The organism is Celeribacter neptunius, from assembly GCF_900113955.1.
GTDB classification, from domain to species: domain Bacteria; phylum Pseudomonadota; class Alphaproteobacteria; order Rhodobacterales; family Rhodobacteraceae; genus Celeribacter; species Celeribacter neptunius.
In genome coordinates this window covers 178,395-205,256 of sequence record NZ_FORH01000001.1, presented here as the reverse complement: position 1 = coordinate 205,256, position 26,862 = coordinate 178,395, and the positions used below count along the sequence as shown (strand labels likewise).

Sequence of the window (26,862 nt, the reverse complement as noted above, 5' to 3'; positions counted from 1 at the left end):
CAGCGCAAAAGGCCAACCCTGTCTTACGGCATGTCGCGCGCATCCTCCCGATCTGTCGTCACCCGAATGCCGAACCCCGGCTGCCCCGGCACATAGAGCCGCCGCAGCAGTACCAGCGTCACGCAGAGCACCACGAGATCCGCGACCGCCTGGGCCGGCCAGATCGCATGTTCGCCAAACATGAGCGCCCCCGAGATCACCAGCATCGGCGCGATGACATAGGGTTTGAGCAGGCTCAGAAGCGCGGTGAGCCCCGGCGCGCCGATGGCCTGGAAATAGAGCGCCAGCGCCAGGGTCGGCCCGACCACCGCAAACAACAGCGAAACATTGCGCAGGATCAGCGCGGCATAGGCGATCACCACCGGATCATCGGTGAAAATCCGCGCCAGAGCGCCGCCGAAGCCGACAAAAAGCAGCTCGAGCGCCAGACAATAGGCAAAGGCCAGCCCGAGCGCGACCCGCAGCACCGCATCCGAGCGGCGATAGAGCCGCGCGCCCACATTGTTGCCGACAATGCTCTGCATCCCCATGGCCAGCCCCATCAGCGGCATGAAGGCAAACCCGTAGAGCCGGGTCACGATGCCATAGGCGGCGGCTTTCTCCGGATAACCGGTGAGCGCGGTCGCCCCGAGGGCAGAGATCACCACCGCCGAGGACAGCGCCAGCCCGATCATCGACAGGCTCATCGGCGCGCCGAGCTTGAGCACATTGCCCCAGCCGCGATGCCAGGGATGGGCAAACAGCGTCGGCAGGCGCAGCATGGCCTCCGGATGCAGGCGCATCACGACGAGCGCGACCACGGCGATCAGCTGCGCCAGAATCGTGCCCAGCGCCACCCCGGCAACGCCGTAGCCCAGGGGCACGACAAAGACATAGTCGAACAGCATATTCGCGAGCGTCACCGCGACGGCGGTCACCGCGATCATCGGCGCCTTGCCCTCGTTTCGGAACCCGTCGGAATGCAGAGACAATAGGAATTGTACCGGCGTCGCCAGCATCAGGAGCCGCGTGTAAGTGCCGGCCATGGCGGCAATCTCTGCATCGCCTTGTGCCAGCGTCAGGATGAGCCGCGGCCCGATCGCGGCATAGAGCAGGTTGATCGCCAAGGCGATGAACATGGCGAGACCATGGGCGCTCGCCATCACCTGCGCCGCGCGATGGCGATTTCCGGCGCCGAGATGCCGGGCATAGAGGCTCGACAGCCCGCCGCCCAACAGGCTCGACAGCGCGATGGTCACGATCAGGATCGGAAAGACGACACTGACGGCGGAAAGCGCCCTGGTGCCGACGAAATGGCCGAGAAAGATCGCATCGACGATGGAGAGCAGCCCCTGCATCACCATCATGAAGACAACGGGCAGAGCGTTGACGATAAACAGCCGTGTGACCGGCGCGGTCAGGAACGGATTGGAGACAGGCATGCCGTCAGGAGAGCTGTCACCTTGCGTGACGGGGGTCTTTTGGTCCATGGGAAATGATCCTCATTGGCACCGTAATCGCAATGGAAACTGCCCTTGCCCAAGCGGGTGCCTGAAGCCAGAAGACGCCGAAAATGTCAAACGTCAGAAATAGGAAGAGACGCAGGTTCAGCATATCCCCGTTTCGGAGACGGCAGTGACTTGGTGAGCTGCGGACCAATATGGCCTCTATAGGCAACCCGCCCCTCGCCCGCAAGGGCTTTGAAAGGCGGGTTGCAAAACCGGGTCGTCCCGGACGCGGGGTGTCCCGAACCTCAGAGTGCGTCCAGTGCAGAGGTGATATCCGCGATGATGTCCTCGGGCGCCTCGAGCCCGATGGAGAGCCGCACCAGCCCGTCGGTCAGGCCCAGTTCCGGGCGTTTCTCCACCGGCACGTTCTTATGCGTGGTGGTGCAGGGATGTGTGGCGATCGACTTCGCATCGGCGAAATTGTTCGAGAGCGTAAACACCTGGAGCGCGTTGAGGAATTTGAACGCCGCCTCCTTGCCGCCCTTGAGATCCACGGTGATCACCGTGCCCGCGGCCTCGGATTGCGACACGGCCAACTCGTATTGCGGATGCGATTTGTAGGCCGGGTAGCGCACGGAAGTGAGCGCCGGATGGCCGTCCACTGCCGCGCAGAGCTTCATCGCCGTCTCCGCCTGACGCCGCACGCGCAGATCGAGCGTGTCGAGGGATTTCAACTGCACCCAGGCGTTGAACGGCGAAATCGCCCCGCCGGTATGTTTGATATACATCTCGACCGGACCGCGGATTAGCTCCTTGTCACCGGCGATGATTCCGCCGAGGCACCGCCCCTGCCCGTCCACATGTTTGGTGGTCGAATAGATGATCAGATCGGCACCGCATTTCTTGGCATAGGAGAAGATCGGCGTGCACATGGCATTGTCCACCACCACGAGCGCGCCGACCGCATGGGCGAGATCCGCCACGGCCTTGAGATCGATCACCTCAAGCGTCGGGTTGGAAATGCTCTCGAGGAACACCGCCTTGGTGTCGGGCCGGATCGCGGCCTTCCATTCATCGAGGTCTTTGCCATCGACCAAGGTGGTCTCGACGCCGAACTTGGGCAGCACCTCGGTGACGATGTAAAGGCAGGAGCCGAACAGCGCTTTCGAGGAGACGAGGTGATCGCCGGCCTTCAGCACCGACATCAGCGCGCCGGCGACCGCGGCCATGCCCGAGGCGGTGGCAAAAGCATCTTCACAGCCCTCGATCGCGGCCATGCGGTCCTCGAACATCCGCGTTGTCGGGTTGCCGTAGCGGGCATAGATGAACTCGTCTTCGCCCTGATTGACAAACCGCGCCTCGGCCGCCTCGGCGGTGTCATAGACAAAGCCCTGGGTCAGGAACAGCGCCTCGGACACCTCGCCATATTGCGAACGGCGAATGCCGTCATGAATGAGTTTCGTCTGGGTTTGCCAGTGGCTGTTCGAGTTTTTGCGATCCATCGTGCGATCCCTTTCGCCAAATAAAAAAGCCCCCTCTCGATCAAGAGCGGGGGCGCGGCGGGTTCTGACCAACCCAGCGTCTCGTCCTGACCTCTTTAGCGGCATGTTTATCGTGGCCCGCAATCCGGAGAACAAATCGCCACGTCGTCAGTCTTGGTACAGGCGGGGTACAAATCCTGCGACATTCTGTCAAGCCGATGACCATGACGGAGGCAGGCGTTAACAAAGATTCACCTGGCCGTCGCAGCATCGTGACATTGCGCGCGCATATCAGCACGCGGAATGACACCGACAGTTGCGATGCGGGGGTGGCAGGCGATGCCCCAGTTGAAGATCAACAGCGATGGACCGTTTCTGCCCCCGGGTGCACGCCGCGACCTGCGCCGGGCCCTGAGGGACACGCCCCGTGACGCACCGGTGATCATCTGTGTCCACGGGTTCAAATTCTCGCCGAAAATCCCGCGTCACGATCCGCATGATCATATCCTCGCGCTCGACCCCGGCAGTCCATGCAGAAAGGCACGGAGCTGGCCGCGCGCGCTCGGTTTCGGTTCTGGCACGGCGAAGGAAGGTCTGTGCATCGGCCTCGGCTGGGAGGCGCGTGGCTCGATCTGGCAGGCTTACGCCCGTGCGCGCCAGACCGGAGAGGCCCTGGCGCGGCTGATCTGGAAACTCGACCGGCCGGTGCAAGTGATCGGCCACAGCCTCGGCGCCCGCGTGATCCTCTCGGCCCTGCCGCATCTGCCCGCAGGAACCGTCGAACGCGCGGTGTTGCTGGCGGCGGCAGAGTTCCGCAGCACGGCGCTCCATGCGCTCGACAGCGAGGCCGGTCGCGCCGCTCAGATCCTCAATGTCACCTCGCGGGAGAACGATCTCTTCGATCTGATGGTCGAACTGGCGCTGCGTCCCGACCATGGCCCTTCGCGTTCGCTCGGATCGGGGCTTGGCGAGATTCGGCGCGGCTGGTGCGACATGCAGATCGACGATCCGGCCACCCGCGCCGCCTTTCGGCATCTGGGCCATGACATTCCGGCGCCGGACCGCCGGATCTGTCATTGGTCGCCCTATCTGCGCGACGGGCTGTTCGAGATCTACCGCACGGTGCTGCGCCATCCCGAACGTCTGCCGATCCCGTTGTTGCAGGAGCTGCTGCCACAGCCCGCCGAGCGCGGCCACACCCGGTTTTTGTCGGCCCTGTCGCGCCCTGCCCCCTTGCCCTTTTCGCGCAATGCATCATCTTGAGACAGAACCTGTCCTTAGGACACAGCCTCGAAATCTTGCACGAAAGCAGACCGATGACCGACGCCCCGATCACGCTTTATTACTGGCCCACGCCGAATGGCTGGAAAATTTCCATCGCCCTCGAGGAGATGGACCTGCCCTATGAGGTCAAGCTGGTGAATATCGGCGCCGGCGAACAGTTCGACCCGGAGTTTCTCAAGATCGCACCGAACAACCGCATGCCGGCCATTGTCGATCCCGAGGGCCCCGGCGGGCGTGAGATCTCGATCTTTGAATCGGGGGCGATCCTGCAATATCTCGCGCGCAAATCCGGCCAGTTCTATGGCGGTGGCGAGCGCGATCGGGTGGCGGTGGACCAATGGCTGATGTGGCAGATGGGTGGCCTCGGGCCGATGGCCGGACAGGCGCATCATTTCCTGAAATACGCGCCCAATATGGAGCCGCCCAACGACCTGCCCTATGCCAAGGATCGCTACCGCAGCGAGGTCGCGCGACTTTACGGCGTGCTGGATCGGCGTCTGGCCGAAGAGGAATTCGTCGCCGGTGACTTTTTCTCCATCGCCGATATGGCGATCTGGCCCTGGGCGTCCTTGTGGGAAGGTCAGGAACAGACATTGGACGACAAGCCGCATCTGGCGCGTTGGCTGGCGCGCATCGCCTCGCGCCCGGCGGTACAGCGCGGTCGCGCCTTGGCCGCCGAAAAACGCACCAACGCCGCACAAGACAAGGATGCCCAGAAAGTCCTGTTCGGACGGCGCTGAGCCGATGCGGCTCAGCCGGCGCGATATGGTCTTGGGGGCGACGGCACTCGGCGGGGCCATGGCCCTAAGCGGTTGTGCCGCGCCCCGGATCAACTCACCGGCCGCGGTCGATGGCATCGAGATCGCGCGGCGGCGGGATATCCTCGCCGTCACCAATCGCAGGATTTCCCCGGATCCCGGACTGGAATTCGAAAGCCTGCGGTCCGACAGCCGGTTTTTCTGCGATTACGAAATTTCCGTGCCCGAGAACCGCAAGCCCGGGGAATTCTCCTTTCCGCGCATCCCGCTCGATCCTGAAAGGCAGTTTTTCGTGGCGCAAAGCGCGCATTTCGAGGCGGAAAGGGATTTCGGTCGTGTGCTCAACCACCGCATCTCCAGGCTGCCCAGGGGCGAACGCGGGGTGGTGCTCTTCGTGCATGGCTACAATGTCTCCTACCCCGGCGCAGTGTTCCGGGCGGCGCAGATCGCCACGGATTTCCAGCTCGACCAGCCGATGGTGCTGTTTTCTTGGCCCTCCGCCGGGCGGGCCTCGCGCTATGCCTATGACCGGGATTCGGTGCTGTTTGCCCGCAAGGCGCTGGCCCGGACGCTGCAGGATCTGGCCGCCACGCAAGCCGAACAGATCACCATTCTGGCCCATTCCATGGGCGGGCTTCTGACCATGGAGGCATTGAAACGTCTGGCCCTGATCGGGGATCGCAAGACGCTCGACCGGCTCAATGGCGTGGTGCTGGTCCAGGCCGATATCGATGTCGATGTGTTCCGGGCGCAGCTCACGGATCTCAAGCCTTTCGACGTCGAACTGGCGGTCTTCGCCTCACGCCGCGACCGGGCGTTGAAACTCTCCTCGGTGCTGACCGGCGGCCATCCGCGGATTGGCGAGGCCGAAAACATCGAGGAGTTGCGGCGGCTGGGCGTGCTCGTTGTGGACACATCGACGGCGCCCCGCCCCGGACCGCTTGGGCATTCCGGCTTGATGCATTCGCCGGAGCTTCTGGCGATGATCGCCTCGCGCAGCTTTGTCGACCGGATCGTCGCCGGCGCGCCCGGTCAGGATATCCTGATCGAAGGGCTGAGCCTCACCGGATCTGCGGCGCTGGCGATTGCCTATCTGCCCTATACGATCACCGGAACCTGAGGCCGCAACGCTATTCGGTGGCGTCTTTTTCCTCGGGTTCTTCGGTCGAATGCCGGGCCATCAGCCCGCTTTGCGACATGAAGAATGCCAGCATGGCAATGGGCAGGCCAAAGGTCTTGAACTTCACCCACGTATCGGTGGTCATCGTCCGCCAGATCGCCTCATTGGCGACCGCCAGCCCGAAGAAGAACAGCATCATGCGGAATTCGAGCTTGCGCCAGCCGTCGGCATCCAGCGGCATGACCTCACCCAGAACCAGCGACAGGTAGCTTTTCGAGCGCAAAAGCCCGAGGCCAAGGATCGCACCGAACATGATGTAAATCATCGTCGGCTTCATTTTGAAGAAACGTTCGTCATTGAGCCAGATCGTGAGCCCGCCGAACACCACCACCAGCACCAGCGTCATGATCTGCATCGCCGACAGCTTGCCGGTCAGGCGCCAGAGCGCGAAGGTCGAGAGCGCCAGAAGCGGGATGAACAGCGCGGTCATCACGATGAAGCCGGAATATTCCGTACCGGCGATCTGGAACATCTTGTCCCGGAGCGCGATATAGCCCGCGAAAAACGCCAGGATCGGCCCCATTTCCAGCGCCGGTTTCAGCCAGGGTTTCATCTGTTTTTCAGGTTGCTCGGACATGCGTTTCCTCTCAGCTACCCATCTCAACTATGACCGCGCCCGCCGCAATCAAGGCCATCAGCCCCAAACGGCGCGGCCCGACCTTTTCGCCCAGGACGATCCAGCCGATCAGTGCGGCGAAAACGGTCGAGGTCTCACGCAGCACGGCGGCCTCGCCGACATTGTCCAGACGGGTCGCCAGCATGATACAGCCGAATGAGAAATAGGCGACGATACCGCCGAAGAAGCCTTTGACGGCCAGAGGGCCAAGCTCCGGTTTGAATTCCATCTGGCGGTAGCGCAGGAAGGCCACCACCGGCATCACCCAGCCATCGAGGAAGAAGAACCACGCCAGAAAGGTGAACGGATCGGCGGTGGAACGGATACCGAAGGCGTCATAGGTGGTGTAGAGCGCGACAAAGCCGCCGGTGAGCACGGCCAGCATCAGGGCCGGCACCATGGTCTCGCGCCCGACGGTGATGGTGCGCAGATTGTAGATCGCCAGGCCAAAGATGCCGGCCAGAAGCACCAGAACCCCCAGCCATTGGATCAGGGTAAAATGTTCGCCAAAGACAAACCCGGCACCGATCACCGCAAACAGCGGACCGGAGCCGCGCACCACCGGGTAGACCACGGTATAGGCGCCCTTGGTGTAGGTGTAGCCCTGGGCGATCTTGTAGCCCAGATGAATGAGAAACATGCCGGCGAAGATGATCCACATATGCGGCTCGGGCCAGGGCACGACGAAGAGCGCGAAAGGTGCGGCGATGATGCCGTAGAAGAAATCCATGGCGCCGCGGGACAGCCACGGATCGTGCCGCCCCTTTTGCAGGGCCCCGAACAGCGCATGCAGAAACGCCGCCATCAGCGCCAGAATCAGCGCCGCCTGATGGCCGGTCTCGGTGCCTTCCAAGGAAAGAATGAACTCGCTCATGCGCTTCTGCTACCTGTCGCGCCCTGAAAGGTCCAGAGCATGATTTTGCACAGGCTGATTGGCAAATTCCCGCGAAGAGCAGATGGCCTTGCCCCCGGGGGAGCTCAACCGGGCCTGGCCGTGCGGTCGCGAAGTGCCCTTTGGGGGCATTCACCTCCTGGCGCGGAACAAGGCTGAAGGCGCCACAGGTCCTGCGATGCGCTCAGACCGCGCGGGGATCTCCGACCTGGATCAGCCCCGGCATATCGGAGTAGGGATTGGGCACCAGCATGCCGTCGGTCGCCTCGATAAAGGCATAGGCCGGATCGAGGTAGCCGGCGGTGATCAGCGCTTCCTCGAGAGTGCGAATGACGAATTCCGTGCGATATTCCGGCAGAACCCCCATGCCCCAGATCCGGGCCGGACGATCTTCGCGCTCCGGGTCGACCACCAGCATGGCGGTGCCGACGAGGCGGTTTCCATCAACGATGACCATCTCGGAATAGAGCTCGCGATCCTCGGGCCAGTCCTCGCCGGTTTCCTCCGGACAGACCGGATGATCGAAGAACAGCTCCTGCATGGCTTCGCGGCGCGCCACCGGATCGTGGGACGCAACCCAGCTGTTGGGACCGATGGCGTGTAGAATTTCGAGCATCAAACCTCCAGACCCGTCAGGGCCGCGGCAAATTCTTCGGGATCGAACGGCGCCAGATCGTCGATCTGCTCGCCCACGCCAATGGCATGGATCGGCAGACCGAACTTGTCGGCCAGGCTCACGAGCACCCCGCCGCGCGCCGTCCCATCGAGTTTCGTCATCACAAGACCGGAGACATCCGCGATTTTCTGGAAGATCTCGACCTGCGAAACCGCGTTCTGCCCTGTTGTGGCGTCGAGCACAAGCAGAGTGTTATGCGGCGCGCTCTCGTCTTTCTTGCGGATCACCCGGACGATTTTCGCCAGCTCTTCCATCAGGTCCTGACGGTTCTGCAACCGCCCCGCCGTGTCGATCATCAACAGATCGGCACCGCTCTCCTGCGCCTTGGTCATCGCATCAAAGGCCAGAGAGGCCGGATCAGAGCCCTCGGGCGCGGTCAGCACCGGCACACCGGCGCGCTCGCCCCAGACCTGCAACTGCTCGACCGCGGCGGCGCGGAACGTGTCGCCGGCGGCGATCACCACGGATTTGCCGGCGGCTTTGAACTGGCTGGCCAGTTTGCCGATGGTGGTGGTCTTGCCGGAGCCGTTGACTCCGACCACCAGCACCACTTGCGGGGTCTTGGGGTAAAGCGGCATGGGTTTCGCCACCGGCTCCATGATCCGGGCGATCTCACGCGCCATCAGGCGCTTGATTTCCTCGACCGAGAGCTTCTTGCCATAGCGGCCTTCGGCCATGGCGGCGGTCACGCGCATCGAGGTCTCGACCCCCATATCGGCGGTGATCAACAGCTCCTCGAGTTGCTCGAGCATATCGTCGTCAAGCGTGCGGCGGGTGACAGTTTTCGTTTCCTTGCGACCAAGAAGACGGCCCAGGAACCCCGGTTTGACCGGCGCCGCTTCGATCCCATCCTCAACCGGCGGAATTTCCATCGGTGTCGGCATGGCCGGCATCTCGACCGGGGTCTCTGCGGGCATTTCTGCCGGAATATCCACGGGGGTCTCGACCGGCGCTTCGACGGGCATCTCCGCCGGGGTCTCGGCAGGGATTTCGGCAGGAATTTCGACGGGCGCTTCCGGCACGTCCGCCGGGCTGGGCTCGGGGGTCGGTTGCGGGATCGGCTGCGGTTCAGGTGTAGGCTCCGGGACAGGTTCCGGCGCAGGCTCGGGCTGCGGGGCCGGAGCGGGCTCGGGCTCAGGCTCGGGGTGTGGCTCAGGTGCGGGCACAGGGTCCGGCTCTGGCACAGGCTCGGGCGTCACCTCTGGCTCGGGCGCGGCCTGCTCCATCACCTCTTCGACGAAAGCTTCGGCTTCCGTGCTTTTCTCGCCACCGTCCTCGACGATGGCTTCCAACCCCTCATCGAGTTTCGACGAGGTTTTCAACAGGCGGGATTTCAGTTTCGAAAAAAGCGACATGGGGCCTCCGTTCCTTCGTCACTTAATCGGTTCTGCGGCCTTATGAAAGCCCCCAAGCCCCGGTGCCGCGTGGCAAAAACGCCCAAAAGATCGCCATTTGCCCGGCAATATAGAGGCCCCAGAGCGCGTAACCCGCGATCCGCGCTCTTTGCGTGCCCTCCTTCATCCGAAACAGCTGCAGCGACAGGATCAGATCGGAGACCAGAAACATCACCGCGCCGAGCGTGGCGAGATGCAACCCGGCGGGCAGGCTCAGCGCCGCGATCACCATGGCACAGATCAGCATCACATAGACCCGGACCGGCCAGCGCAGCGCCCCCGTATAGGGGCTGAGCCAGCGCTCGGACGAGAGCGCGAACAGCGCAAGCCCGAGCGCGCCGGGCCAATAAACCGCCTCGACCGCACCCCAAAACAGCAGCAGGTAACAGACATGTGCCAGCGCGAAACTCACCAGCCCCATGAGAAAGGCGCGCTCACCGGGGCGCGACAGGGCAAGGTCTCCCAGTGCCGAGAGGGCCAGACCGACCCCGAGCAACAGCGGCGCGCCCAAGGCAAAGCCGCACAGGGCCAGAAGCGCCAAAGGCACGGTTTTGATCGCCGTGCGCCGCAGGCTTTCGGCTGCGGATGTCAGCGGCAGATAGGCCAGTGCGAAAAGCCCCGCCAGCCCGGTTACTCCAACGGCCATCTGTGCCCCGCTCATCCGCCTCTCCCCACCTGTGTCTGTCGCGGCATTAGCTTTTGCATGATATTGCCGCGCTGCCTATAGTCCTGCCTATCAGACAGGCGCGGACATGGCTCGTAAAACCTCTCATATCATTCGATTCTTTGCGGTTTCCACCATGGCCCCGGTGGCGCTCCTGGCGCTCGGGGCCCTGTTCGGCGGTGTCTTTGCCCTGGCCGGGTTTCTCTACATGACCGCGCTGGCCTACTCATTGGACCAGCTGGTCAATCTGGCGCGAGACCCGGACGACCCGGAGGCGGAATTCCCGGACGCAAACGCGCTATCGGTGGTCCTGGCCTTGGCGCATTTCGCGCTTTTGCCGCTGGGGGTCTGGGCGCTTTCCAATGGTCAGCTCGCCTTTTGGGAGCGGCTTTTGGTCTTTTTCGGCATGGGCTTGTTTTTCGGACAGGTGTCGAACTCCAACGCCCATGAGCTGGTGCATCGCTCCGACCGGACGCTGCGCCGGCTCGGCACCTGGGTCTATATCACACTGCTGTTCGGCCATCATGCCACGGCGCATGTCCGTGTGCATCACCGCTATGCCGCCTCAGCGACGGACCCGAATTCCGCGCCATTCGGCATGAGCTATTACCGCTTTTTGCCGCGGGCCTGGCTGGGTTCGTTCAAAGCCGGGCTGCGCGAGGAAAACGCGATGCGCGCCCGCGCCGGATCGACCGATCTGCACCCCTATGCGCTCTATATCGGCGGCGCCATCGCCTGTCTCATCCTGGCCTTTCTGATCGGCGGCGTCACGGGCGTGATCAAATATGTGCTGCTCGCGGGCTATGCCTCGGCCCAGCTGATGCTCTCGGATTACGTGCAGCATTACGGGCTCAGACGGCGCGAGATTTCCGAGGGGAAATTCGAGCCGGTCGGTCCGGCACACAGCTGGAACAGCCCGCAATGGTTCACATCCTTTCTGATGTTGAACGCGCCGCGCCATTCCGATCATCACGCCCACCCGATGAAACCCTATGTCGCGCTCGAGTTGACCGAAGAGATGCCGCAACTGCCGCGCTCGCTGCCGGCGATGGCGACGCTGGCACTCATCCCGCCGCTGTGGCGCCGGGTGATGGACAAACGCGTGGAACGGCTCCTGGCCGCGCAGCAGATGGACGGCACGGTCGGCAGGTAACCAGCTGTTAAGAATGTGAGTGGAGCGACTCACCGCGCTCGGATATGATTGTCACATGATGAAGACCTGCGTCCTCCCCCGTTTTCTGCCCTGTGCCGCCCTTCTGGCACTTGCCGCGCCCGCGTTGGCCGATCCGCTCTCGGGCGAGGAATTCGGCGCCTATGCCACCGGCAAGACGCTGACCTTTGCCGAGGATGGCCAGCCCTATGGCGCCGAGCAATATTTGCCGGGCAACCGGGTGCGTTGGGCCTTCGATCAGGACACCTGCAAGGAAGGGTTCTGGTACGAAAAGGAGAGCAACATCTGCTTCGTCTATGAGGACGGCACGGAGCCGCAATGCTGGCAGTTCTTCGTCGAGAGCGACAAGCTCAAGGCGGTGTTCCAGGGCGACAGCGGCACCGAGCTTTACGAAGCCTGGACCTCGGACGGGCCGCTGGCCTGCATGGGACCGCAAGTGGGCGTCTGAGCCCCTCTTCCCGACTTAGAACAGACTGCCCTGCCCGCCGTCCTCCGACGGTGGTTTGGCTTTTGGCTTGGGTCTGGGCTTCGCGGGAACAGCCACCGCCCCACCGCCGATCTGAACTTTGCCGTCGGCGAATTCCACCTCATGCATACGCGCCGCGTCCTGCGCCGAGCGCACCACCCCGCCGGAGGCATCCCGCACCACCGCATAGCCGCGTTTGAGCGTTTCCTTGTAGGACAGCGCAGTGAGAAGACTGGCCCGGCGGTCGAGATCGGAGCGCCAGCGCTCGACCTGTGTTTGCGCCGCCCGGTCGAACCGGTCGGAAAGCTGCGTCAGCCTTCCCCGTGCCTCGAGCGTGTTGCGCGACACCGTGGTGGGCGACAGCCGCGCTGACAGGCGGGTCAAATCGCGCCGATGATCGGCAATCCCGCGCGACAGAGCGGGCGACAACCGCCCCGACAAGGCCGCGACCCGCTCGCCCCCGCTCTCCAGCCGGCCTTGCAACAGCCGTGGCCGGAGCACCGAGGAGGCCTCTGAAAGTTTCAGCCGCCGGTTGCGCACGCCATTGATCAGCCCCTGGGTCAGCCGCAGATCCATCTGATCGACCCGCTGGCGCGGCCCATCGAGCAGGCGTTCCTTCTGCGGCAAGGCGCGGGCAAGATCGGTGAGCCGCTGACGCCGGTACTCCACCCCGCCGGTCAGCGCCCGTTCCATCCGGGCGCGCATTTCCTGAATGGTGACCCAGAGCTCGCGTCGCACCGGCACCGCCAGCTCGGCGGCCGCCGTCGGCGTCGGCGCCCGCTTGTCAGAGGCAAAATCGATCAGCGTGGTGTCGGTCTCGTGCCCCACGGCGGAGATCAGCGGGATCGCGGACTCTGCCGCCGCGCGCACCACCACCTCTTCGTTGAAGCCCCAGAGATCCTCGACCGAGCCACCGCCGCGCGCGACGATGATCAGATCGGGACGTGGGATCGCCCCGCCTTCGGGCAGGGCATTGAAGCCTTTGATGCCATTTGCCACCTCGGCGGCACTTTTCGCGCCTTGCACGGCCACGGGCCAGATCAGCACATGACGCGGAAAGCGGTCACGCAGCCGATGCAGGATGTCGCGGATCACCGCGCCCGAGGGCGAGGTCACCACACCGATCACCTCCGGCAGATAGGGGATCGGACGTTTGCGGCCCGCATCGAACAGGCCCTCGGCGGCAAGCTCCTTCTTGCGCTTCTCGAGCATGGCCATCAGCGCACCGGCGCCCGCCGGCTCCACCGTGTCGACGATAAGCTGATAGCGCGAGCCACCGGGGAAGGTGGTCATCCGGCCCGTGGCCACCACCTCCATCCCCTCTTCCGGCTGGACTTCCATGCGCGCGACCTGGCCTTTCCAGCTCACCGCATTGATCACCGCCCGGTCGTCTTTCAGATCGAAATACATGTGACCCGAGCGCGGGCGCGACACCCGGCCGACTTCCGCGCGCACCCGGACATAGCCGAACTCGCCCTCGATCAGCTTTTTCACCGCGCCCGACAGTTCGGAAACGGAAAATTCGGGGGCGTTGGAGGCGCCATTGCCGGTCCCGGCAGGGCCGTCATCCTCGAAAAGCTCAGACATATGGTGGCTCGTGCTTGTGTCAGGGTCGCGCTGACCTTAGAACGCCCGCAAGCAAAGGTGAAGCGGAGAGCCATCATGAATATTCTGATCCTTGGCAGCGGCGGTCGCGAACATGCGCTCGCCTGGGCGGTGATGCAGAACCCGAAATGCGACAAGCTGATTGTCGCCCCGGGCAATGCCGGGATCGCGATGATCGCCGAATGCGCCAGTTTCGACATCAATGACGGCGCGGCGGTGGCCTCTTTCGTCGAGGAGAACGCCATCGATTTCGTCATCATCGGCCCGGAAGCCCCCTTGGCCGCCGGGGTTGCCGACGATCTGCGCGCCGCCGGCGTGCTGACCTTCGGCCCCTCCAAGGCAGCGGCACAGCTCGAGGCCTCGAAAAGCTTTACCAAGGACATCTGCGATGCCTCCGGCGCGCCCACCGCGGGCTATGCGCATTTCACCGAGGCCGAGGCGGCCAAAGCCTACATCCGCGAACAGGGCGCACCGATCGTGGTCAAGGCCGACGGTCTGGCCGCCGGCAAGGGCGTGATCGTCGCCATGGATGAGGCCACCGCTCTGGATGCCATCGACGACATGTTCGGCGGTGAATTTGGCGCAGCTGGCGCCGAGGTGGTGATCGAGGAGTTCATGGAAGGCGAAGAGGCCTCCTGGTTCATCCTCTGCGACGGTGAAAACGTGCTGCCCGTGGGCACGGCGCAGGACCACAAACGTGTGGGCGATGGCGACACCGGGCTCAACACCGGTGGCATGGGGGCTTACTCGCCGGCGCCGGTGATGACGGATGCGGTGATCGACAAGGCGATGAGTGAGATCATCAAGCCGACGGTTGCGGAAATGGCAAAGCGCGGCATGCCGTACCAAGGCGTGCTCTATGCCGGTTTCATGATCAAGGACGGCCAGCCGCGGCTGGTCGAATACAATTGCCGCTTCGGTGATCCGGAATGTCAGGTGCTGATGATGCGTCTGGGCGCACAGGCCTTGGATCTGATGCTCGCCACCGCCGAGGGCACGCTCGATCAGGCCCGGGTCAACTGGGCCGACGATCACGCGATGACCGTGGTCATGGCGGCAAATGGCTATCCGGGCGCCTATGAGAAAGGTTCCGTGATCCGCGGCCTCGATGCCCTGCCCGAGGACAGCAAGAACATGGTGTTCCACGCCGGCACATCCGAGAAAGACGGCCAGATCGTCGCCACCGGCGGGCGGGTTTTGAACGTCACGGCGCGCGGCGACAGCCTCAAGGACGCCCGTGACCGCGCCTATGCGATGATCAATGAAATCGACTGGCCCGAAGGGTTCAACCGCACCGATATCGGCTGGCGCGCGCTATCCTAAGCCGGGCGCACCTTCATGTCAGCTCTGGTTACAGGCGCGTGTCGCCCGTAACCCTCTGACACGAAAGCGGCTTTTCTTCTGCCCCATCAGGGCCTCAAGCTGCCGTCAGGCAAGGCCCTTTGCCACGCCTCGAGTTACATAGATTTTTAACTGCATTGTTCCTATTTCTCACTTCAGAAACCAATTTTAATTAATTGCCTTTTAACCCTGCTCGCCGACAAAGAACGGGCGAAAGGCACCATCGGCTCGAATGGCCCTCCGGCATGGAAATGTCGATTTGGTACTTTGGTGTAAAAGCCCAGGAGGATCGATCCTTCAAGAGGCTGTCGCGACAGAATGAGGCGTGCTCGAACGGCACGCCTTTCCTTTGTCCGGATCCTGTGTCCAGGCCCTTTGCTCGGGCTCTTTGATCGCGGGCGATTTTCCAGAGGTTTCAAACCTGTCGGCGACGATCTTCCCAAAGACACCGGGCTTCCCAAAGACATCGAGTCCCGAAAACCGTCACTCACATCTCAGATAGGCAGAGAAACTGTCGGCGCCAGCATAGGGCGCCACGACGGTCGCGTGTAAGTCCCCGCCCTCATAGCGGGTCTCGACGATATTCTGCCACTCCGCATCGGCGGTCAGGATCACCGGCAGCTCGCCCGGACAGTCCCGGACCCCGCCCTCGATCTCCTCGGCGCCGAGATGGTGATTGGTCAGCCCCTGCGCACGGGCCGAGGCCACCAGCATGCCCTCGCGCGCCAGTTCGACCGGCATCAGCACCAATTCCTTGGCAAGATGCGGACGATCGACATAGGCGATCTCGTCCACCCCGTCCCCATCGAAATCGGCAATGCCGGCAATGGCGAGCCAGCGGTGACGCTGACCGATCGGAGCCGAAGCCTTGGCCGGCACCAGACGGGCCTCAGCATCGAGAGACCAGACCTGAACCCAGGACCCGGTGGCAAAGCCGCTGACCACGGTGACGATCTCCGGCGCACCATCGCCGTTGAAATCGTGAAGCCGTGGCGCGGTGTCCTCGAAAATGCTTTTCTTGAAGGAAACCTCGCGGGTGCTGCCGTCATCGAGCGCCACCACCATCTTGGCGTTTTCACCGCCCTTCACCGCGCCATGGCCATAGACCTCGGTCGGTTCGGCATAAGAGGCCCCGGTAATCCGCGCAGCGCCCTCACCAGCGGCAAGCGGGCTGGCCACCATTGCGAAAATTGCGGCCAGCTTCAGCATCAGATCTGCTTTTCGGGCATGTTGACCAGAAGCCCGTCAAGCGCCTCGGTCACCTTGATCTGACAGGTCAGGCGCGAGCGCACCGGATCGGGTTCAAAGGCGAAGTCGAGCATATCCTCTTCCATGTCGTCCCGGGGCGGGAGTTTCTCGACCCACTCCGGCGCCACATAGACATGGCAGGTGGAACAGGCACAGGCCCCGCCGCAATCGGCATCGATGCCGGGGATGCCATTGTCACGGGCGCCTTCCATCACGGTGCGGCCCACGGGAACGTCCACGACATGCTCGGTGCCGCCGAATTCGACATAGGTGATCTTGACCATCGTTTGTCCTTCTCATCGCTCTTTTCGCGTCGGGAACAGGCTTAGCCTGCCGCTCCGCCGGAGAAAAGAGCCATTCCGTCGCGACTCCCCGTCCGATGCCCATACGAGGCCTTATTTTGTGGCAGTCCCAAGGGCCGCCCCCAATTTTTGGGCACCGCGCCGCGGGGGCGCAGAAAAACTTCCCGCATTGCCGCTTTGGAAATCCCCCATATGAGAGTAGTGTTGGGCAAAGGCCGTGCAAAACAGGCCCAGATGAAACAGGCCAGCGACAACAGGCAAACGAGCAGATGAGACGACAGCACGCCCGCGCGGGCTTTCCCCTGGTTCTATCGATCGCGCTTCTGAGCGCCTGTCAGATGAGTGCGCCGTCTTCCGAGATCCTGCGCGCCTCCGAGACCCCCGGCGCGCCGCCCGGCGCAGATCCCGATGCCTGTTACGGCCGCCATGTCACCCCCGCGATCATCGAGACCGTGACCGAACAGGTTCTGGTGCAACCGCCACAGATCGATGCCAGCGGTGCGGTCAGCTACCCGGCCGTCTATCGCACGGAAACCCGGCAGGAGATCGTGCGCGAACGCAAGGAGCTCTGGTTCGAGACACTCTGTACCGAAGAGCTGACGCCGGAGTTCGTAGCCTCGGTGCAGCGCGCCCTGGCCGTGCGCGGCTATTACAACGGTGCGGCCAATGGCCGGATGGACCATGCCACCAAACGCGCAATCCGTGCCTATCAGGTGGAACAGGGGGTCGACAGCGACATCCTCTCGCTCGCCGCCGCGCGTCAACTGGGTCTCAAGGAAGTGCCGCGCGACAACGGCTGATTGTCCTCGCCCCTCGCGATCGCAAAGAAAAAAGGCGGCCCGGAGGCCGCCTTTCTGCGTTGCTGAACCTTCTGGTGCGGGGATCAGTCCTCCGCCACACCCAGTGCCACGAAACGCGGCTCGCCGGCGCGACGCACCAGCAGCAGCACGGTCTTGCGACCGGCCTCGCGTGCCTCATCGATCCGCGATTGCAGATCCTCGACGGAGGCCACCTTCTGCTGCCCGGCTTCGGTGATCACATCACCGGCACGCAGGCCCTTGGTGAAGGCTTCGGTGCTCTCGTCCACCTCGACCACCGCAAGACCGGTGGTGCCGGCGGTAACCCCCAGCTCTTCGCGCAGCGTGTCATCCAGCGGCTGCAGCGTCAGGCCGAGCATCTCGGTGGTCTCGGGGGCTTCCGGCTGGGCCGGAGCCTCGGTCGGGAAGGCGACATTCTCGGCCTCTTCACGACGGCCCAGAGTGACCATCAGCGTTTGGGTCTTGCCATCGCGGAACACCACGACGCGCACCGCCTTGCCGACCTCGGTCTCGCCGACCGTGCGCACCAGCGCGCGAGTGTCGGTCACTTCGGTGCCGTCAAAGCTCAGGATCACGTCACCGGATTCGATGCCGGCGTCCTTCGACGGACCGTCCGGCACATCGGTCACCAGCGCGCCCTTGGCACCGTCGAGCCCCATGGCCTCGGCCACGTCGGCGGTGACGTCCTGAATCCGCACGCCGAGCCAACCGCGGCGGGTCTCGCCGAATTCCTTGAGCTGGCCGACGACTTTCGAGACGACATTGGACGCCATGGAGAAGCCGATGCCGATCGAGCCGCCGTTGGGCGACAGGATCGCGGTGTTCACGCCGATCACTTCGCCCGCCATGTCGAACAGCGGACCGCCGGAATTGCCGCGGTTGATGGCGGCGTCGGTCTGAATGTAATCGTCATAAGCCCCCGACAAGGCCCGGCCGCGTTGCGACACGATACCGGCGGAGACCGAAAAACCCTGGCCGAGCGGGTTGCCCATGGCCATGACCCAATCGCCGACACGGGCGGCATCGCTGTCGCCGAAGGGCACATAGGTCAGCGGCTTGTCGCTTTCGACTTTCAAAAGCGCGATATCGGTCTTGGGATCGGTGCCCACGAGTTTCGCCGGCAGGGTGAAGCCTTCGTAGAACTCGATCTCGATCTCGTCGGCGCCCTCGATGACATGGTTGTTGGTGACGATATAGCCATCCTCGGAAATCACGAAACCGGAGCCCAGCGCCTGCGAGCGACGCGGACCTTGCGGGCCTTGCCCGTTGCGATCCATGAAATCGCGGAAGAAATCCTCGAAGGGCGAGCCCTCGGGGACGATCGGCTGCTGATCGGTCGCAGCCTCGACCACGGTGGTGGTGGTGATATTGACCACGGCCGGGCTGACCTTTTCGGCGAGATCGGCAAAGCTTTCCGGCGCGCCCCGCGCCTCGGCCGCCATGGTCTGGAACATGAGCGCCATCGCCCCGATCAGGGCAATGAACAAGGTGCGCAAATCCACGCGGGCGCCTCGCAGGGGCTCCCTCAGGGCGATTGATGCGGCGCGAGCCTGTGTCATCGGTACAAAATCCTCCGTATGATGCGCCTTTGGGCAAAAGGCCATGTTGGCGCTGACAACTGTCCACAGGGCTACATTTAGGCCCGTCCCAGCACAATTCAAAGTCGGTCGCATCCAGTCAACAGCATGTGAGGGCCGTGTGACAAGGAGAAACCCCGGTGCATTGGCGGGGAAATTTTCCGGCCGCGCGCCAGAGCGCTCACTGCCGAAAAAACATCCGCCGGCTGCCGGCCAGATGCCGGCAAAAAGACAGGGCCGGTGCGATGCCCGGCCCTGTCGAATACTCTGCGTCAAAGCTTCTGCGCGCCTAGTGGCGCTCAGCGTCCGGCGTCGGATTTCAGGTAGTCGAAGAACTCGCTGTCCGGCGACATCACCATGGTGGTGTTGGAGCCCTTGAGACCCTGACGATAGGCGTCGAGCGAGCGGTAGAACTGGAAGAAATCCGGGTCGGCGCCATAGGCATCGGCGTAGATCTTGTTCTTCGCCGCATCGGCCTCACCGCGGGTGATCTCGGCCTGACGGCGGGCGTCGGATTCGAGTTCGACCACGGTCCGGTCGGCCTGTGCCCGCACGCGCTGTGCGGCCTCTTCACCACGGGCCCGCTCATCGGCGGCCTCCCGTTCGCGCTCGGCCCGCATCCGGGCAAAGGTGGCATCGAGGTTCTGATCCGGCAGGAAGGTCTGTTTCAGACGCACGTCCACGATATCGACGCCGAGAGACGCCGCTTCGGCACGGGACTGATCGCGGATACGCAGCGCGAGATCGCCGCGATCTGCGGAGATGATCGTGTTCGAGGTCACCGTATCGGCACCCAGAACTTCGCGCAGCTGCGCGTTCAGGATGCCTTTGAGACGATCTTCGGCCAGACGCACACCGCCGGTGGACACGGCCTGGCGGAACCGCACCACATCGGAAATCCGGTAGCGGGCGAAAGCATCGACCAGAAGACGACGGTCATCCGACGGCGTGACCTCGATCTCCGGGGTCTCGAGCGACAGGATACGGTCGTCGTAATAGACCACTTCCTGAATGAACGGGATCTTGAAGGCGAGACCCGGGTCTTCCTTCACCGATTTGATCTGACCGAATTGCAGAACAAGCGCTTTCTGGCGCTCGTCGACGATGAACAGCGACGACATCACCAGCACCACGGCGAGGAACAGGACGCCGAAAAGAATGGGAAGTTTCTTCATCAGTTCGCTCCCTCGGTGGTGGTGGATTTCTTCAGTTCATTCAAAGGCAGGTAGGGCACGACGCCCTGACCGCCACCGGCATTGTCGTCGAGAATGATCTTGTCCATGCCGCCATAGACCTCTTCGATCGCTTCGAGATAGAGCCGCTTGCGCGTCACTTCCGGCGCGTTTTTATATTCTTCGAGAACGGCGGTGAAACGGCTGGCCTCACCCTCGGCGGCATTGATCACCTGCGCGCGATAGCCTTCGGCCTCCTCGAGGATCTGTGCCGCAGAACCGCGGGCGCCTGCGAGCACGGTATTCGCGTAGGCGTCGGCCTGACGCTCAAGACGGTCACGCTCCTGCTCTGCTGCCTGCACGTCGCGGAAGGCGTCGATCACCTCACCGGGCGGGTCGGCCTTGTCGAGGTTGACGCGGATCACGGTGATGCCGCTGTCATAGCTGTCGAGGGTCGACTGGATCAGGGTCATCGCATTGTCGGCAATCAGACCACGATCGCGGTTGAGGATCGGCGCGAGCGTCGAGGCGGCGATGATCTCGCGCATCGAGGCTTCCGACACCGCCTGCACCGTCTGGCGCGGATCGCTCAGATTGAACAGATATTTCGCCGGGTCGTTGATGTTCCAGACCACCTGGAAATCGATGTCGACGATATTGGCGTCGGTTGTCAGCATCATGCCGGTGTTGCCCTGTCCGACGCCGCCGACCGTTTCGGTCCGCTCACCGGTCACCACGACTTTCTCGTAGGACACCAGGGGCCAGGGGGCAAAGTTCAGACCCGGCTGACCGATTTTGTAGAATTCGCCGAGGAACAGTTCGACCGACTGTTCTTCCGGTTTCACGGTATAGAAAGAGGAATAGGCCCAAATCGCAACTGCGCCCAAAACGGCCAGTCCGATCATGCCCTTGGACACGCCGGGACCTTCGCCACCGGGGCCGCCGAAACGACCATTGCCGCCGCCTTTGCCGCCCATCAGCACTTTCAGGTACTCGTTGCCCTTGTTGAGCATCTCGTCGATTTCGGGGATTTGCGGCTGGTCGCCGGGACGGCGCCCGTTGTTGTCACGGTCTCCCCCGCGCCCGTTTCCGCGTTCGTCTCCTCCGGTCGGGCGATTGCCACCGCCTCCCCCCCAGGGTCCGCCATTGTTGCTGGCCATTAAGGTCAAGTCCTCTCTCGTATGGGTCTGACCCGGCAGGCGGCACCTGTCGGGTCAAGGCTCGTGTGTAACCTGTTCGTTCCAGGACCGAGTTTCAAGGGTGCGCGACTGTCGCACCCCGCTTTTCCCCCGGCTTTTTGCTCAGTCGTGAACCCGCACCGGCTCTTTCATCAGCACGATTTCCTCGGCCATGGTCGGGTGCACCGCCACGGTGGCATCGAAATCTTCCTTGGTGGCGCCCATTTTCACCGCCACGCCCGCGAGTTGGATCATCTCGCCGGCATGCGGTGCGATGATGTGACAGCCCAGAACCTTGCGGGTATCGGCGCAGACGATGAGCTTGAACATCACACGCTCGTTCTTTTCGATGAACGAGTTCTGCATCGGCCGGAAGGCGGCGGAATAGACCTCGACCGGGCCTTCGTCGCGGGCCTGTTCCTCGGTCAGCCCGACCGCGCCATATTCCGGCTGGGTGAAGATCGCCGAAGGCACATTGGCATGGTCCGGCTTCATCGGATTGCCCTTGAACACGGTCTCGTGGAAGGCCACCGCTTCGCGGATCGCCACCGGCGTCAACTGGATGCGGTCGGTCACGTCCCCCACGGCAAAGATCGAGGGAATGTTGGTCTGGCTGTACTCATCCACCTTGACCTCGCCATGACGGCCGAGCGCGACGCCGGCCTCCTCGAGACCGAGGCCCTTGGTGTTGGGTTTGCGCCCCGTGGCGTAGAGCACCACGTCAAAGGTCGCCTCGCGCCCGTCGGTGGTCTTGACCCAGATGCCGTCGTCGCGCTTTTCCAGCCGCTCGATATCGGTGCCCACGTGCAGGGTCACCCCCTGCCCTTCGATCAGTTCGGCGATATGGCCGCGCGCCTCGTCGTCGAACCCGCGCAGGATCTGCGCGCCGCGGTAGACCTGCGTCACTTCGGACCCGAGCCCGTTGAAGATGCAGGCAAACTCACAGGCGATATAGCCGCCGCCGACGATCAGGATGCGTTTCGGCAGTTCCGGGATGTCGAAAATCTCGTTCGAGGTGATCGCATGTTCGATCCCCGGCGTGTGCTCCGGCACGAAGGGGGTACCGCCCACGGCAATGAGGATATGCTTCGCGGTCTTCTCACTGCCATCGGCCAGAACCACAGTGTGCGGGTCCTTGACGGTGGCGCGCTGCGCCAGGATCTCGACGCCCGCATTGCCGGCGTTCTTGGTGTAAATGCCCTCGAGCCGGGAGAGTTCCGCTTTCAGCTTGTCCTGAAACGACGACCAGTTGAAATCGCCGAGCTTGACGTCCCAGCCGTATTTCCACGCCTCATCGGCCGCCGCCGCATATTGCGACGCAAAGACCATCAGTTTTTTCGGCACACAGCCGCGAATGACACAGGTGCCGCCCATGCGGTATTCCTCTGCCATCGCCACCTTCTGGCCGCCCGCCGCCGTCAGACGCGCCGCCCGCACGCCGCCCGAGCCACCACCGATCACGAAAAGATCATAGTCGAAATCCATAAGTTCCGCCTTTGGAAGAATTCTAAGTCGCCGGTAGATGTAGGGGAGTTGCCGCAAAAGGAAAACCCTCAGGCATCTGCACAGGGGCCTTTGCGGTTTTCACCCAGAAGATCGGTTCACCCCAGATCGGCGAAAATATTCTCGCTCTCGGCAAATTCGACCTGATCTTCGCTCTCTTCGCCGGAGAGGATGTCCCTGGTCGTCACCCGGCCGTCACCGTGGCCGATGATCACCCGGTCGCAAATATCGATGAAAAGTCCGTTTTCCACCACGCCGGGGATCTGATTGAGCACCAGGGCAAGTTGGCGGGCATTGCCGATGCGTTGCAGATGAAGGTCGATGATATGATTGCCCTCATCGGTGACATAGGCGGCCTCGCCATTCATCCGGAGCGTCGCCTGCTGCCCCAGCACATCCATGGCGACCAGCGTTTCCTCAACGAGCGCCTTGGTGGTCTGCCAGCCAAAGGGGATCACCTCGACCGGCAGCGGGAAATGCCCGAGCGTGTCGACCTGTTTCGAGACATCCGAGATCACGATCATCTGATCGGAGGCCGTGGCGACGATCTTTTCCTGCAAAAGCGCCCCGCCGCCGCCCTTGATCAGGTTCAGCTCCGGGTCGAACTCGTCGGCGCCGTCGATGGTCAGGTCGAGCCATTTCGCCTCATCGAGAGAAATCACCTTGATCCCCTGCTGGCGCGCCAGTTCGGCGGTGCGGGTCGAGGTCGGCACCCCCACGATGTTGAGCCCTTCCTCGCGCACCATCTCGCCCAGACAGCGCACCATCCAGGCCGCGGTCGAGCCGGTGCCAAGCCCGAGCTTCATCCCATCCTCGACATATTCCACCGCTTTTTTCGCGGCGACGAATTTGGCGGTATCGATCGGCGACAGCGTGTCGGACATGGCTGGGTCCTCCCCGAAGATTCGGCAGAAACATGGTCAATATCGGTACCTTGGCTTATAGGCGGAACCCCATCCGAAGAACAGGAAAATCAATCCCGGCGCCCTGTGCGGCTCCTGTGCGACACCCTCTGCGACAAGCCCTCTGGACAGGGCGACACATTGCCGTAGATGTTTTCCTGAGACAGATATGTCAGGCTTGCCCCATGACCGACCGGATCATCAGATATATCCACCTGACCCTCGGCGTGTTCTGCGTCGCGCTGGGGTTCATCGGTGTGTTCCTGCCCGTGATGCCAACCACGATCTTCCTGATTCTGGCGGCATTCTTCTTCACCAAGGGCTCGCCGCGCCTGCGGCAATGGCTGTTGGATCATGCGCATTTCGGACCGGGCATCCGCGCCTGGGAAAAAACCGGGGCGATTCCACGGCGGATCAAGGCGATCTCGATCACGATGATGATGATGAGCTTTATCCCGACGCTCCTGCTGGCGGTGCCGCCGATCTATCTCGGGCTACAGGCCGCCCTGATCGGCGCCGGCGCGCTCTATATCCTGACCCGACCGGACGGGTAACAGACAGGGCTATGAGACCGGGCTGAGCGCAGGCGAACAGCGCCCCGCATCCCTGCACAGCCACAAGACTTGCATCCCCCAGAGCGGACCGCGACAAAGGCGCATGTCGCAACCTTCCCTCACCCAGGATCGCCCGCTCTTTGGCATGGGCATGATGCTCGTCTATTGCGCCGTGGCGCCGATGATCGACGCTTTCGCGAAACTGGCCGCCTCCGAGCATCCGGTGGGCCAGATCACCGCCGCACGCTTTCTCGTGCAGGGGGCTTTGCTGCTGCCGATCGCGCTCGTCTTGCGGCAAAACCTCGTTGCCAATTGGCGCGACGCCGGGCTGATCTTTCTGCGCGGGATTCTGACGCTGGCCGCCACATTCGCCTTTGTCTGGGCTGTCTCGATCATGCCACTGGCCGATGCGTTGGCGATCACCTTTGTCGAACCCTTCATCATCCTGTTTCTCGGCTGGGCCCTGTTCGGCGAAGAGGTCGGACCGCGCCGGATCATCGCCGCCATCGTCGGCTTTCTCGGTGTGCTGCTCGTGGTTCGCCCGGGGCTTCTGGCCTTTGGCCCGGCCGCCCTTCTGCCGCTGGCCGCCGGGTTCTTTTTCGCCTGCTACATGTTGGTGACCCGGGCGCTCAGACGCTATCAACCGGTGGCGCTTCAGGCCTCCACCGCCGTGGCGGCGCTGAGCGTCGCCCTGCCGCTCTTGCTCCTGTTCGACGGCTCCGGCCCCGATATCCTGGGCGGTGCGCTCGATCCGGTGATGCCCAAAGGCATCATGTGGCTCTGGCTCGCCGGCGTCGGCGTTGCCGCCACCCTGTCGCATCAGGGGCTGACCCTGGCGCTCCGGCTGGCGCCCTCGGCCACGCTTGCGCCACTGGCCTATCTCGAACTGGCCTTTTCCACCCTCGTGGGTTTCGTCGTCTTCGGCGACTTCCCGGCCCCCATGGTCTGGCTCGGCATCGTGGTGATCGTCGCGGCGGGGCTCTACCTCATTCACCGCGAGCGGGTGAACCTGCGCAAACCCGCCCTGCCCGGTGATCCGACCGCGCTTTGAGGCGCGCTCAGACCTCCTGCGGCCAGCCCGGCGCGTCGATCAGCCGCCGGATCAAATCCGCGCTCAGCATCTGGCGCGGCAGAATCATCAGCATTCCGGGCGCATCGAACCTGAGCCGAATCTCTTCACCATCGGCCGTGTTCGAGGTGCCGATCCGCCTGTCGGGCGCGAAATCCAACCCGTCGATCGGCCAGTGAAGCCCCTCGGAGCACCCGCGCACCGGTCGCATCGGGAAAAGCGACACCCGCTGCCCCGGTTCGACCGCCAGGCTGAGCACCGGCGGGGCGATGAAACAAATGTCCTCTTCCCCGAGGACGATACAGCGCCGATGGGCAAGGCGGGTAAGCGCGGCATAGACCGCCAGCTCGTGATCGATCCGCGCGCCGGTAAAGCCCACGGCCAGCACCATCGGCGCCTCGACCCGGGTCAGGCATTTCTCGAAATCCGTGCTGTCCTGTTCCGGCACATGGCACAGCCGGTCCGGGGGAATCACCCGACGCATGTCATCGGTGAGAGAATCGAAATCCCCGATCACCCGTTCCGGCATATGCCCGAAAGAAAGTGCAGTGCCCGCCGCCCCATCCGCGGCAACTAGATGCGGTGCCAAAGTGAGCGCCAACAACAAATCCTCGTGGCAAGCCCTTCCGCCCCCTAGAAAAGTCGCATTTTTCTCAACAATCATAAGGGGTTGAATCTCTGCGCTACGCATTTTGTTAACCTCTTTGCCACATTTAGGACAGGAAAAGATCACGACCATATCCTTGTTCTGTTCCGATTTGCGAACCAATTCATGGTAAACAAGAGAGGCTGAGCAAGGCGAGAAAGCGAGTTAAGGCATGGTGAGTGACAGTAAAATCCTGACGGTCTCTTATGGGACCTTCTCCTGTACGTTGGAAGGGTTCGACGACCCGTTCTCCACGATGCGATCCATCGCGGAGTATTTCCGCGACCTTGCGGCCGATGACCGCTATTTCGGGGCGGAACCGCCGACCCCGGACCCGCAGATGCTGCATTCCATCGCCGAAAAGGAGATCCAGCGCCGGGTCGAGGCCCGGGTGCAGGACGACGGTCTGGTGTTGCGTCAATTGGACGAGGACAAACAGCCCGCCCCGGTGGTGACAGATGCCCCGCCGCAGGATGTGCCCGCTCAGCACGCCGCCGCTCAGCCCGCGACTCAGGACACCCCGGAAACCGAGGCTCCGAAAAAGGCCCCTGTCACCAAGGTGAAGCGTCAGGACGCGAAAGCCGCTCCGGAACAAACGACCGCAACGCCGACGGCCCCGAAACGCGCCGAAACCGCCGCTGCCGCCGCGCCGCTCGCCGGCAACTCGATTGCCGACAAGCTCGAGCGCATCCGCGCCGCCGTGGCACAGCGCAACCAGGCCGAGTTCACCGAGGATCAGACCGAAGATCAGGGCGCAGCCATGAGCTTCGCCGCCACATCGCAACCGATCCCGATGGACGTCGAAGACGAGCCCGAGGTTGATGTTGAGGTTGCGGTTGAAGAGATCGCCGTCGAAGAGACTGTCGAGGACATCGTAGAGACCACTCCGGAATCGCCTGTCGCCGAAGCCGAAGCCGAAGCCGAAGCCGAAGCCGAAG

General features: G+C 63.2%; 25 protein-coding genes, 1 pseudogene and 1 riboswitch. Of the genes and pseudogenes, 10 read left to right on the top strand and 16 right to left on the bottom strand.

The window, feature by feature from the left end:
* Nucleotides 1–23 precede the first annotated feature (23 nt).
* Together BM151_RS01055 and metZ are read right to left on the bottom strand one after the other, a co-directional pair.
* Complete coding sequence (locus BM151_RS01055) at nucleotides 24–1,469, bottom strand: MATE family efflux transporter (RefSeq protein WP_090055873.1); 1,446 nt, start codon at nucleotides 1,467–1,469, stop codon at nucleotides 24–26.
* A gap of 263 nt (nucleotides 1,470–1,732) precedes the next feature.
* The gene (gene metZ / locus BM151_RS01050) at nucleotides 1,733–2,929 is read right to left on the bottom strand and encodes an O-succinylhomoserine sulfhydrylase (RefSeq protein WP_090055870.1); all 1,197 of its coding nucleotides are present in this window, start codon (nucleotides 2,927–2,929) and stop codon (nucleotides 1,733–1,735) included.
* Between the two features lie 74 nt (nucleotides 2,930–3,003).
* Nucleotides 3,004–3,082: riboswitch (SAM riboswitch) on the bottom strand.
* Between the two features lie 165 nt (nucleotides 3,083–3,247).
* On the opposite strand from metZ, the gene BM151_RS01045 reads away from it, so the two are divergent.
* Genes BM151_RS01045 through BM151_RS01035 form a run of 3 tightly spaced genes read left to right on the top strand, consistent with a single transcriptional unit; the run spans nucleotide 3,248 to nucleotide 6,070 of the window.
* Nucleotides 3,248–4,171, top strand: coding sequence for a DUF726 domain-containing protein (locus BM151_RS01045; protein WP_177212985.1), 924 nt, complete (start codon nucleotides 3,248–3,250; stop codon nucleotides 4,169–4,171).
* A 53-nt stretch (nucleotides 4,172–4,224) separates the two neighbouring features.
* Nucleotides 4,225–4,932, top strand: coding sequence for a glutathione S-transferase family protein (locus BM151_RS01040; RefSeq protein ID WP_090055862.1), 708 nt, complete (start codon nucleotides 4,225–4,227; stop codon nucleotides 4,930–4,932).
* Nucleotides 4,901–6,070: an alpha/beta hydrolase gene (locus BM151_RS01035; protein ID WP_090055858.1), complete on the top strand. Its 1,170-nt coding sequence runs from the start codon at nucleotides 4,901–4,903 to the stop codon at nucleotides 6,068–6,070. Before BM151_RS01040 ends, BM151_RS01035 begins: the two co-directional genes overlap by 32 nt.
* A gap of 10 nt (nucleotides 6,071–6,080) precedes the next feature.
* On the opposite strand, the gene BM151_RS01030 is transcribed toward BM151_RS01035, so the two are convergent.
* The 5 genes from BM151_RS01030 to BM151_RS01010 form a co-directional block, all read right to left on the bottom strand.
* A complete protein-coding gene (locus BM151_RS01030; protein ID WP_090055856.1) occupies nucleotides 6,081–6,707 on the bottom strand; it encodes an inner membrane-spanning protein YciB in 627 nt (208 codons plus the stop codon).
* A gap of 10 nt (nucleotides 6,708–6,717) precedes the next feature.
* The gene (locus BM151_RS01025; RefSeq protein WP_090055852.1) at nucleotides 6,718–7,620 is read right to left on the bottom strand and encodes a DMT family transporter; all 903 of its coding nucleotides are present in this window, start codon (nucleotides 7,618–7,620) and stop codon (nucleotides 6,718–6,720) included.
* A 202-nt stretch (nucleotides 7,621–7,822) separates the two neighbouring features.
* The gene (locus BM151_RS01020; protein WP_090055850.1) at nucleotides 7,823–8,254 is read right to left on the bottom strand and encodes a GNAT family N-acetyltransferase; all 432 of its coding nucleotides are present in this window, start codon (nucleotides 8,252–8,254) and stop codon (nucleotides 7,823–7,825) included.
* Complete coding sequence (gene ftsY, locus BM151_RS01015; RefSeq protein WP_090055847.1) at nucleotides 8,254–9,669, bottom strand: signal recognition particle-docking protein FtsY; 1,416 nt, start codon at nucleotides 9,667–9,669, stop codon at nucleotides 8,254–8,256. The genes BM151_RS01020 and ftsY overlap by 1 nt, the downstream gene beginning before the upstream one ends.
* Before the next feature lie 40 nt (nucleotides 9,670–9,709).
* Nucleotides 9,710–10,369: a lysoplasmalogenase family protein gene (locus BM151_RS01010; protein ID WP_090055845.1), complete on the bottom strand. Its 660-nt coding sequence runs from the start codon at nucleotides 10,367–10,369 to the stop codon at nucleotides 9,710–9,712.
* Nucleotides 10,370–10,460: 91 nt separating this feature from the next.
* Between BM151_RS01010 and BM151_RS01005 the strand changes: the two genes are divergently transcribed.
* On the top strand, nucleotides 10,461–11,525 hold the full coding sequence (locus BM151_RS01005; protein WP_090055842.1) for an alkane 1-monooxygenase: 1,065 nt from the start codon (nucleotides 10,461–10,463) through the stop codon (nucleotides 11,523–11,525).
* A gap of 55 nt (nucleotides 11,526–11,580) precedes the next feature.
* Nucleotides 11,581–11,991 carry a hypothetical protein gene (locus BM151_RS01000; protein WP_090055840.1) on the top strand — a complete coding sequence of 137 codons (411 nt, stop codon included), beginning with the start codon at nucleotides 11,581–11,583 and terminating at the stop codon, nucleotides 11,989–11,991.
* 15 nt (nucleotides 11,992–12,006) lie between these two features.
* Here BM151_RS01000 and xseA read toward each other — a convergent pair whose 3' ends face one another.
* On the bottom strand, nucleotides 12,007–13,596 hold the full coding sequence (gene xseA / locus BM151_RS00995) for an exodeoxyribonuclease VII large subunit (protein ID WP_090055837.1): 1,590 nt from the start codon (nucleotides 13,594–13,596) through the stop codon (nucleotides 12,007–12,009).
* Between the two features lie 75 nt (nucleotides 13,597–13,671).
* On the opposite strand from xseA, the gene purD reads away from it, so the two are divergent.
* Nucleotides 13,672–14,937 (top strand): phosphoribosylamine--glycine ligase, encoded by a 1,266-nt coding sequence (purD, locus tag BM151_RS00990; protein ID WP_090055834.1) that lies wholly within the window; start codon nucleotides 13,672–13,674, stop codon nucleotides 14,935–14,937.
* A 501-nt stretch (nucleotides 14,938–15,438) separates the two neighbouring features.
* Here the strand turns inward: purD and BM151_RS00985 are convergent.
* Nucleotides 15,439–16,164: an FG-GAP repeat domain-containing protein gene (locus tag BM151_RS00985; RefSeq protein ID WP_090055832.1), complete on the bottom strand. Its 726-nt coding sequence runs from the start codon at nucleotides 16,162–16,164 to the stop codon at nucleotides 15,439–15,441.
* Nucleotides 16,164–16,487 (bottom strand): 2Fe-2S iron-sulfur cluster-binding protein, encoded by a 324-nt coding sequence (locus BM151_RS00980; protein WP_090055829.1) that lies wholly within the window; start codon nucleotides 16,485–16,487, stop codon nucleotides 16,164–16,166. Before BM151_RS00980 ends, BM151_RS00985 begins: the two co-directional genes overlap by 1 nt.
* Before the next feature lie 287 nt (nucleotides 16,488–16,774).
* On the opposite strand from BM151_RS00980, the gene BM151_RS00975 reads away from it, so the two are divergent.
* Complete coding sequence (locus BM151_RS00975; RefSeq protein ID WP_090055826.1) at nucleotides 16,775–17,305, top strand: peptidoglycan-binding domain-containing protein; 531 nt, start codon at nucleotides 16,775–16,777, stop codon at nucleotides 17,303–17,305.
* Nucleotides 17,306–17,388: 83 nt separating this feature from the next.
* Here the strand turns inward: BM151_RS00975 and BM151_RS00970 are convergent, their stop codons facing one another.
* From BM151_RS00970 to rpiA, 5 genes are all read right to left on the bottom strand, one after another.
* Nucleotides 17,389–18,882: a Do family serine endopeptidase gene (locus BM151_RS00970; RefSeq protein ID WP_090059051.1), complete on the bottom strand. Its 1,494-nt coding sequence runs from the start codon at nucleotides 18,880–18,882 to the stop codon at nucleotides 17,389–17,391.
* Nucleotides 18,883–19,199: 317 nt separating this feature from the next.
* Entirely contained in the window at nucleotides 19,200–20,075 is an 876-nt protein-coding gene (gene hflC, locus BM151_RS00965; RefSeq protein ID WP_090055824.1) for a protease modulator HflC, read from the bottom strand.
* Nucleotides 20,075–21,232: an FtsH protease activity modulator HflK gene (gene hflK / locus BM151_RS00960; RefSeq protein ID WP_090055821.1), complete on the bottom strand. Its 1,158-nt coding sequence runs from the start codon at nucleotides 21,230–21,232 to the stop codon at nucleotides 20,075–20,077. Before hflK ends, hflC begins: the two co-directional genes overlap by 1 nt.
* A 141-nt stretch (nucleotides 21,233–21,373) precedes the next feature.
* Nucleotides 21,374–22,735: a glutathione-disulfide reductase gene (gor, locus tag BM151_RS00955; RefSeq protein WP_090055817.1), complete on the bottom strand. Its 1,362-nt coding sequence runs from the start codon at nucleotides 22,733–22,735 to the stop codon at nucleotides 21,374–21,376.
* Between the two features lie 116 nt (nucleotides 22,736–22,851).
* On the bottom strand, nucleotides 22,852–23,637 hold the full coding sequence (gene rpiA / locus BM151_RS00950) for a ribose-5-phosphate isomerase RpiA (protein WP_090055813.1): 786 nt from the start codon (nucleotides 23,635–23,637) through the stop codon (nucleotides 22,852–22,854).
* Nucleotides 23,638–23,840: 203 nt separating this feature from the next.
* On the opposite strand from rpiA, the gene BM151_RS00945 reads away from it, so the two are divergent.
* The gene (locus BM151_RS00945; protein WP_090055792.1) at nucleotides 23,841–24,209 is read left to right on the top strand and encodes a YbaN family protein; all 369 of its coding nucleotides are present in this window, start codon (nucleotides 23,841–23,843) and stop codon (nucleotides 24,207–24,209) included.
* Between the two features lie 103 nt (nucleotides 24,210–24,312).
* A complete protein-coding gene (locus tag BM151_RS00940) occupies nucleotides 24,313–25,260 on the top strand; it encodes a DMT family transporter (protein WP_090055790.1) in 948 nt (315 codons plus the stop codon).
* Between the two features lie 7 nt (nucleotides 25,261–25,267).
* Here the strand turns inward: BM151_RS00940 and BM151_RS00935 are convergent, their stop codons facing one another.
* A complete protein-coding gene (locus tag BM151_RS00935) occupies nucleotides 25,268–25,942 on the bottom strand; it encodes a thiamine diphosphokinase (protein ID WP_090055787.1) in 675 nt (224 codons plus the stop codon).
* A 154-nt stretch (nucleotides 25,943–26,096) separates the two neighbouring features.
* Between BM151_RS00935 and BM151_RS21520 the strand changes: the two are divergent.
* A pseudogene (locus tag BM151_RS21520) lies at nucleotides 26,097–26,862 on the top strand (chemotaxis protein CheA); the annotation flags it as partial.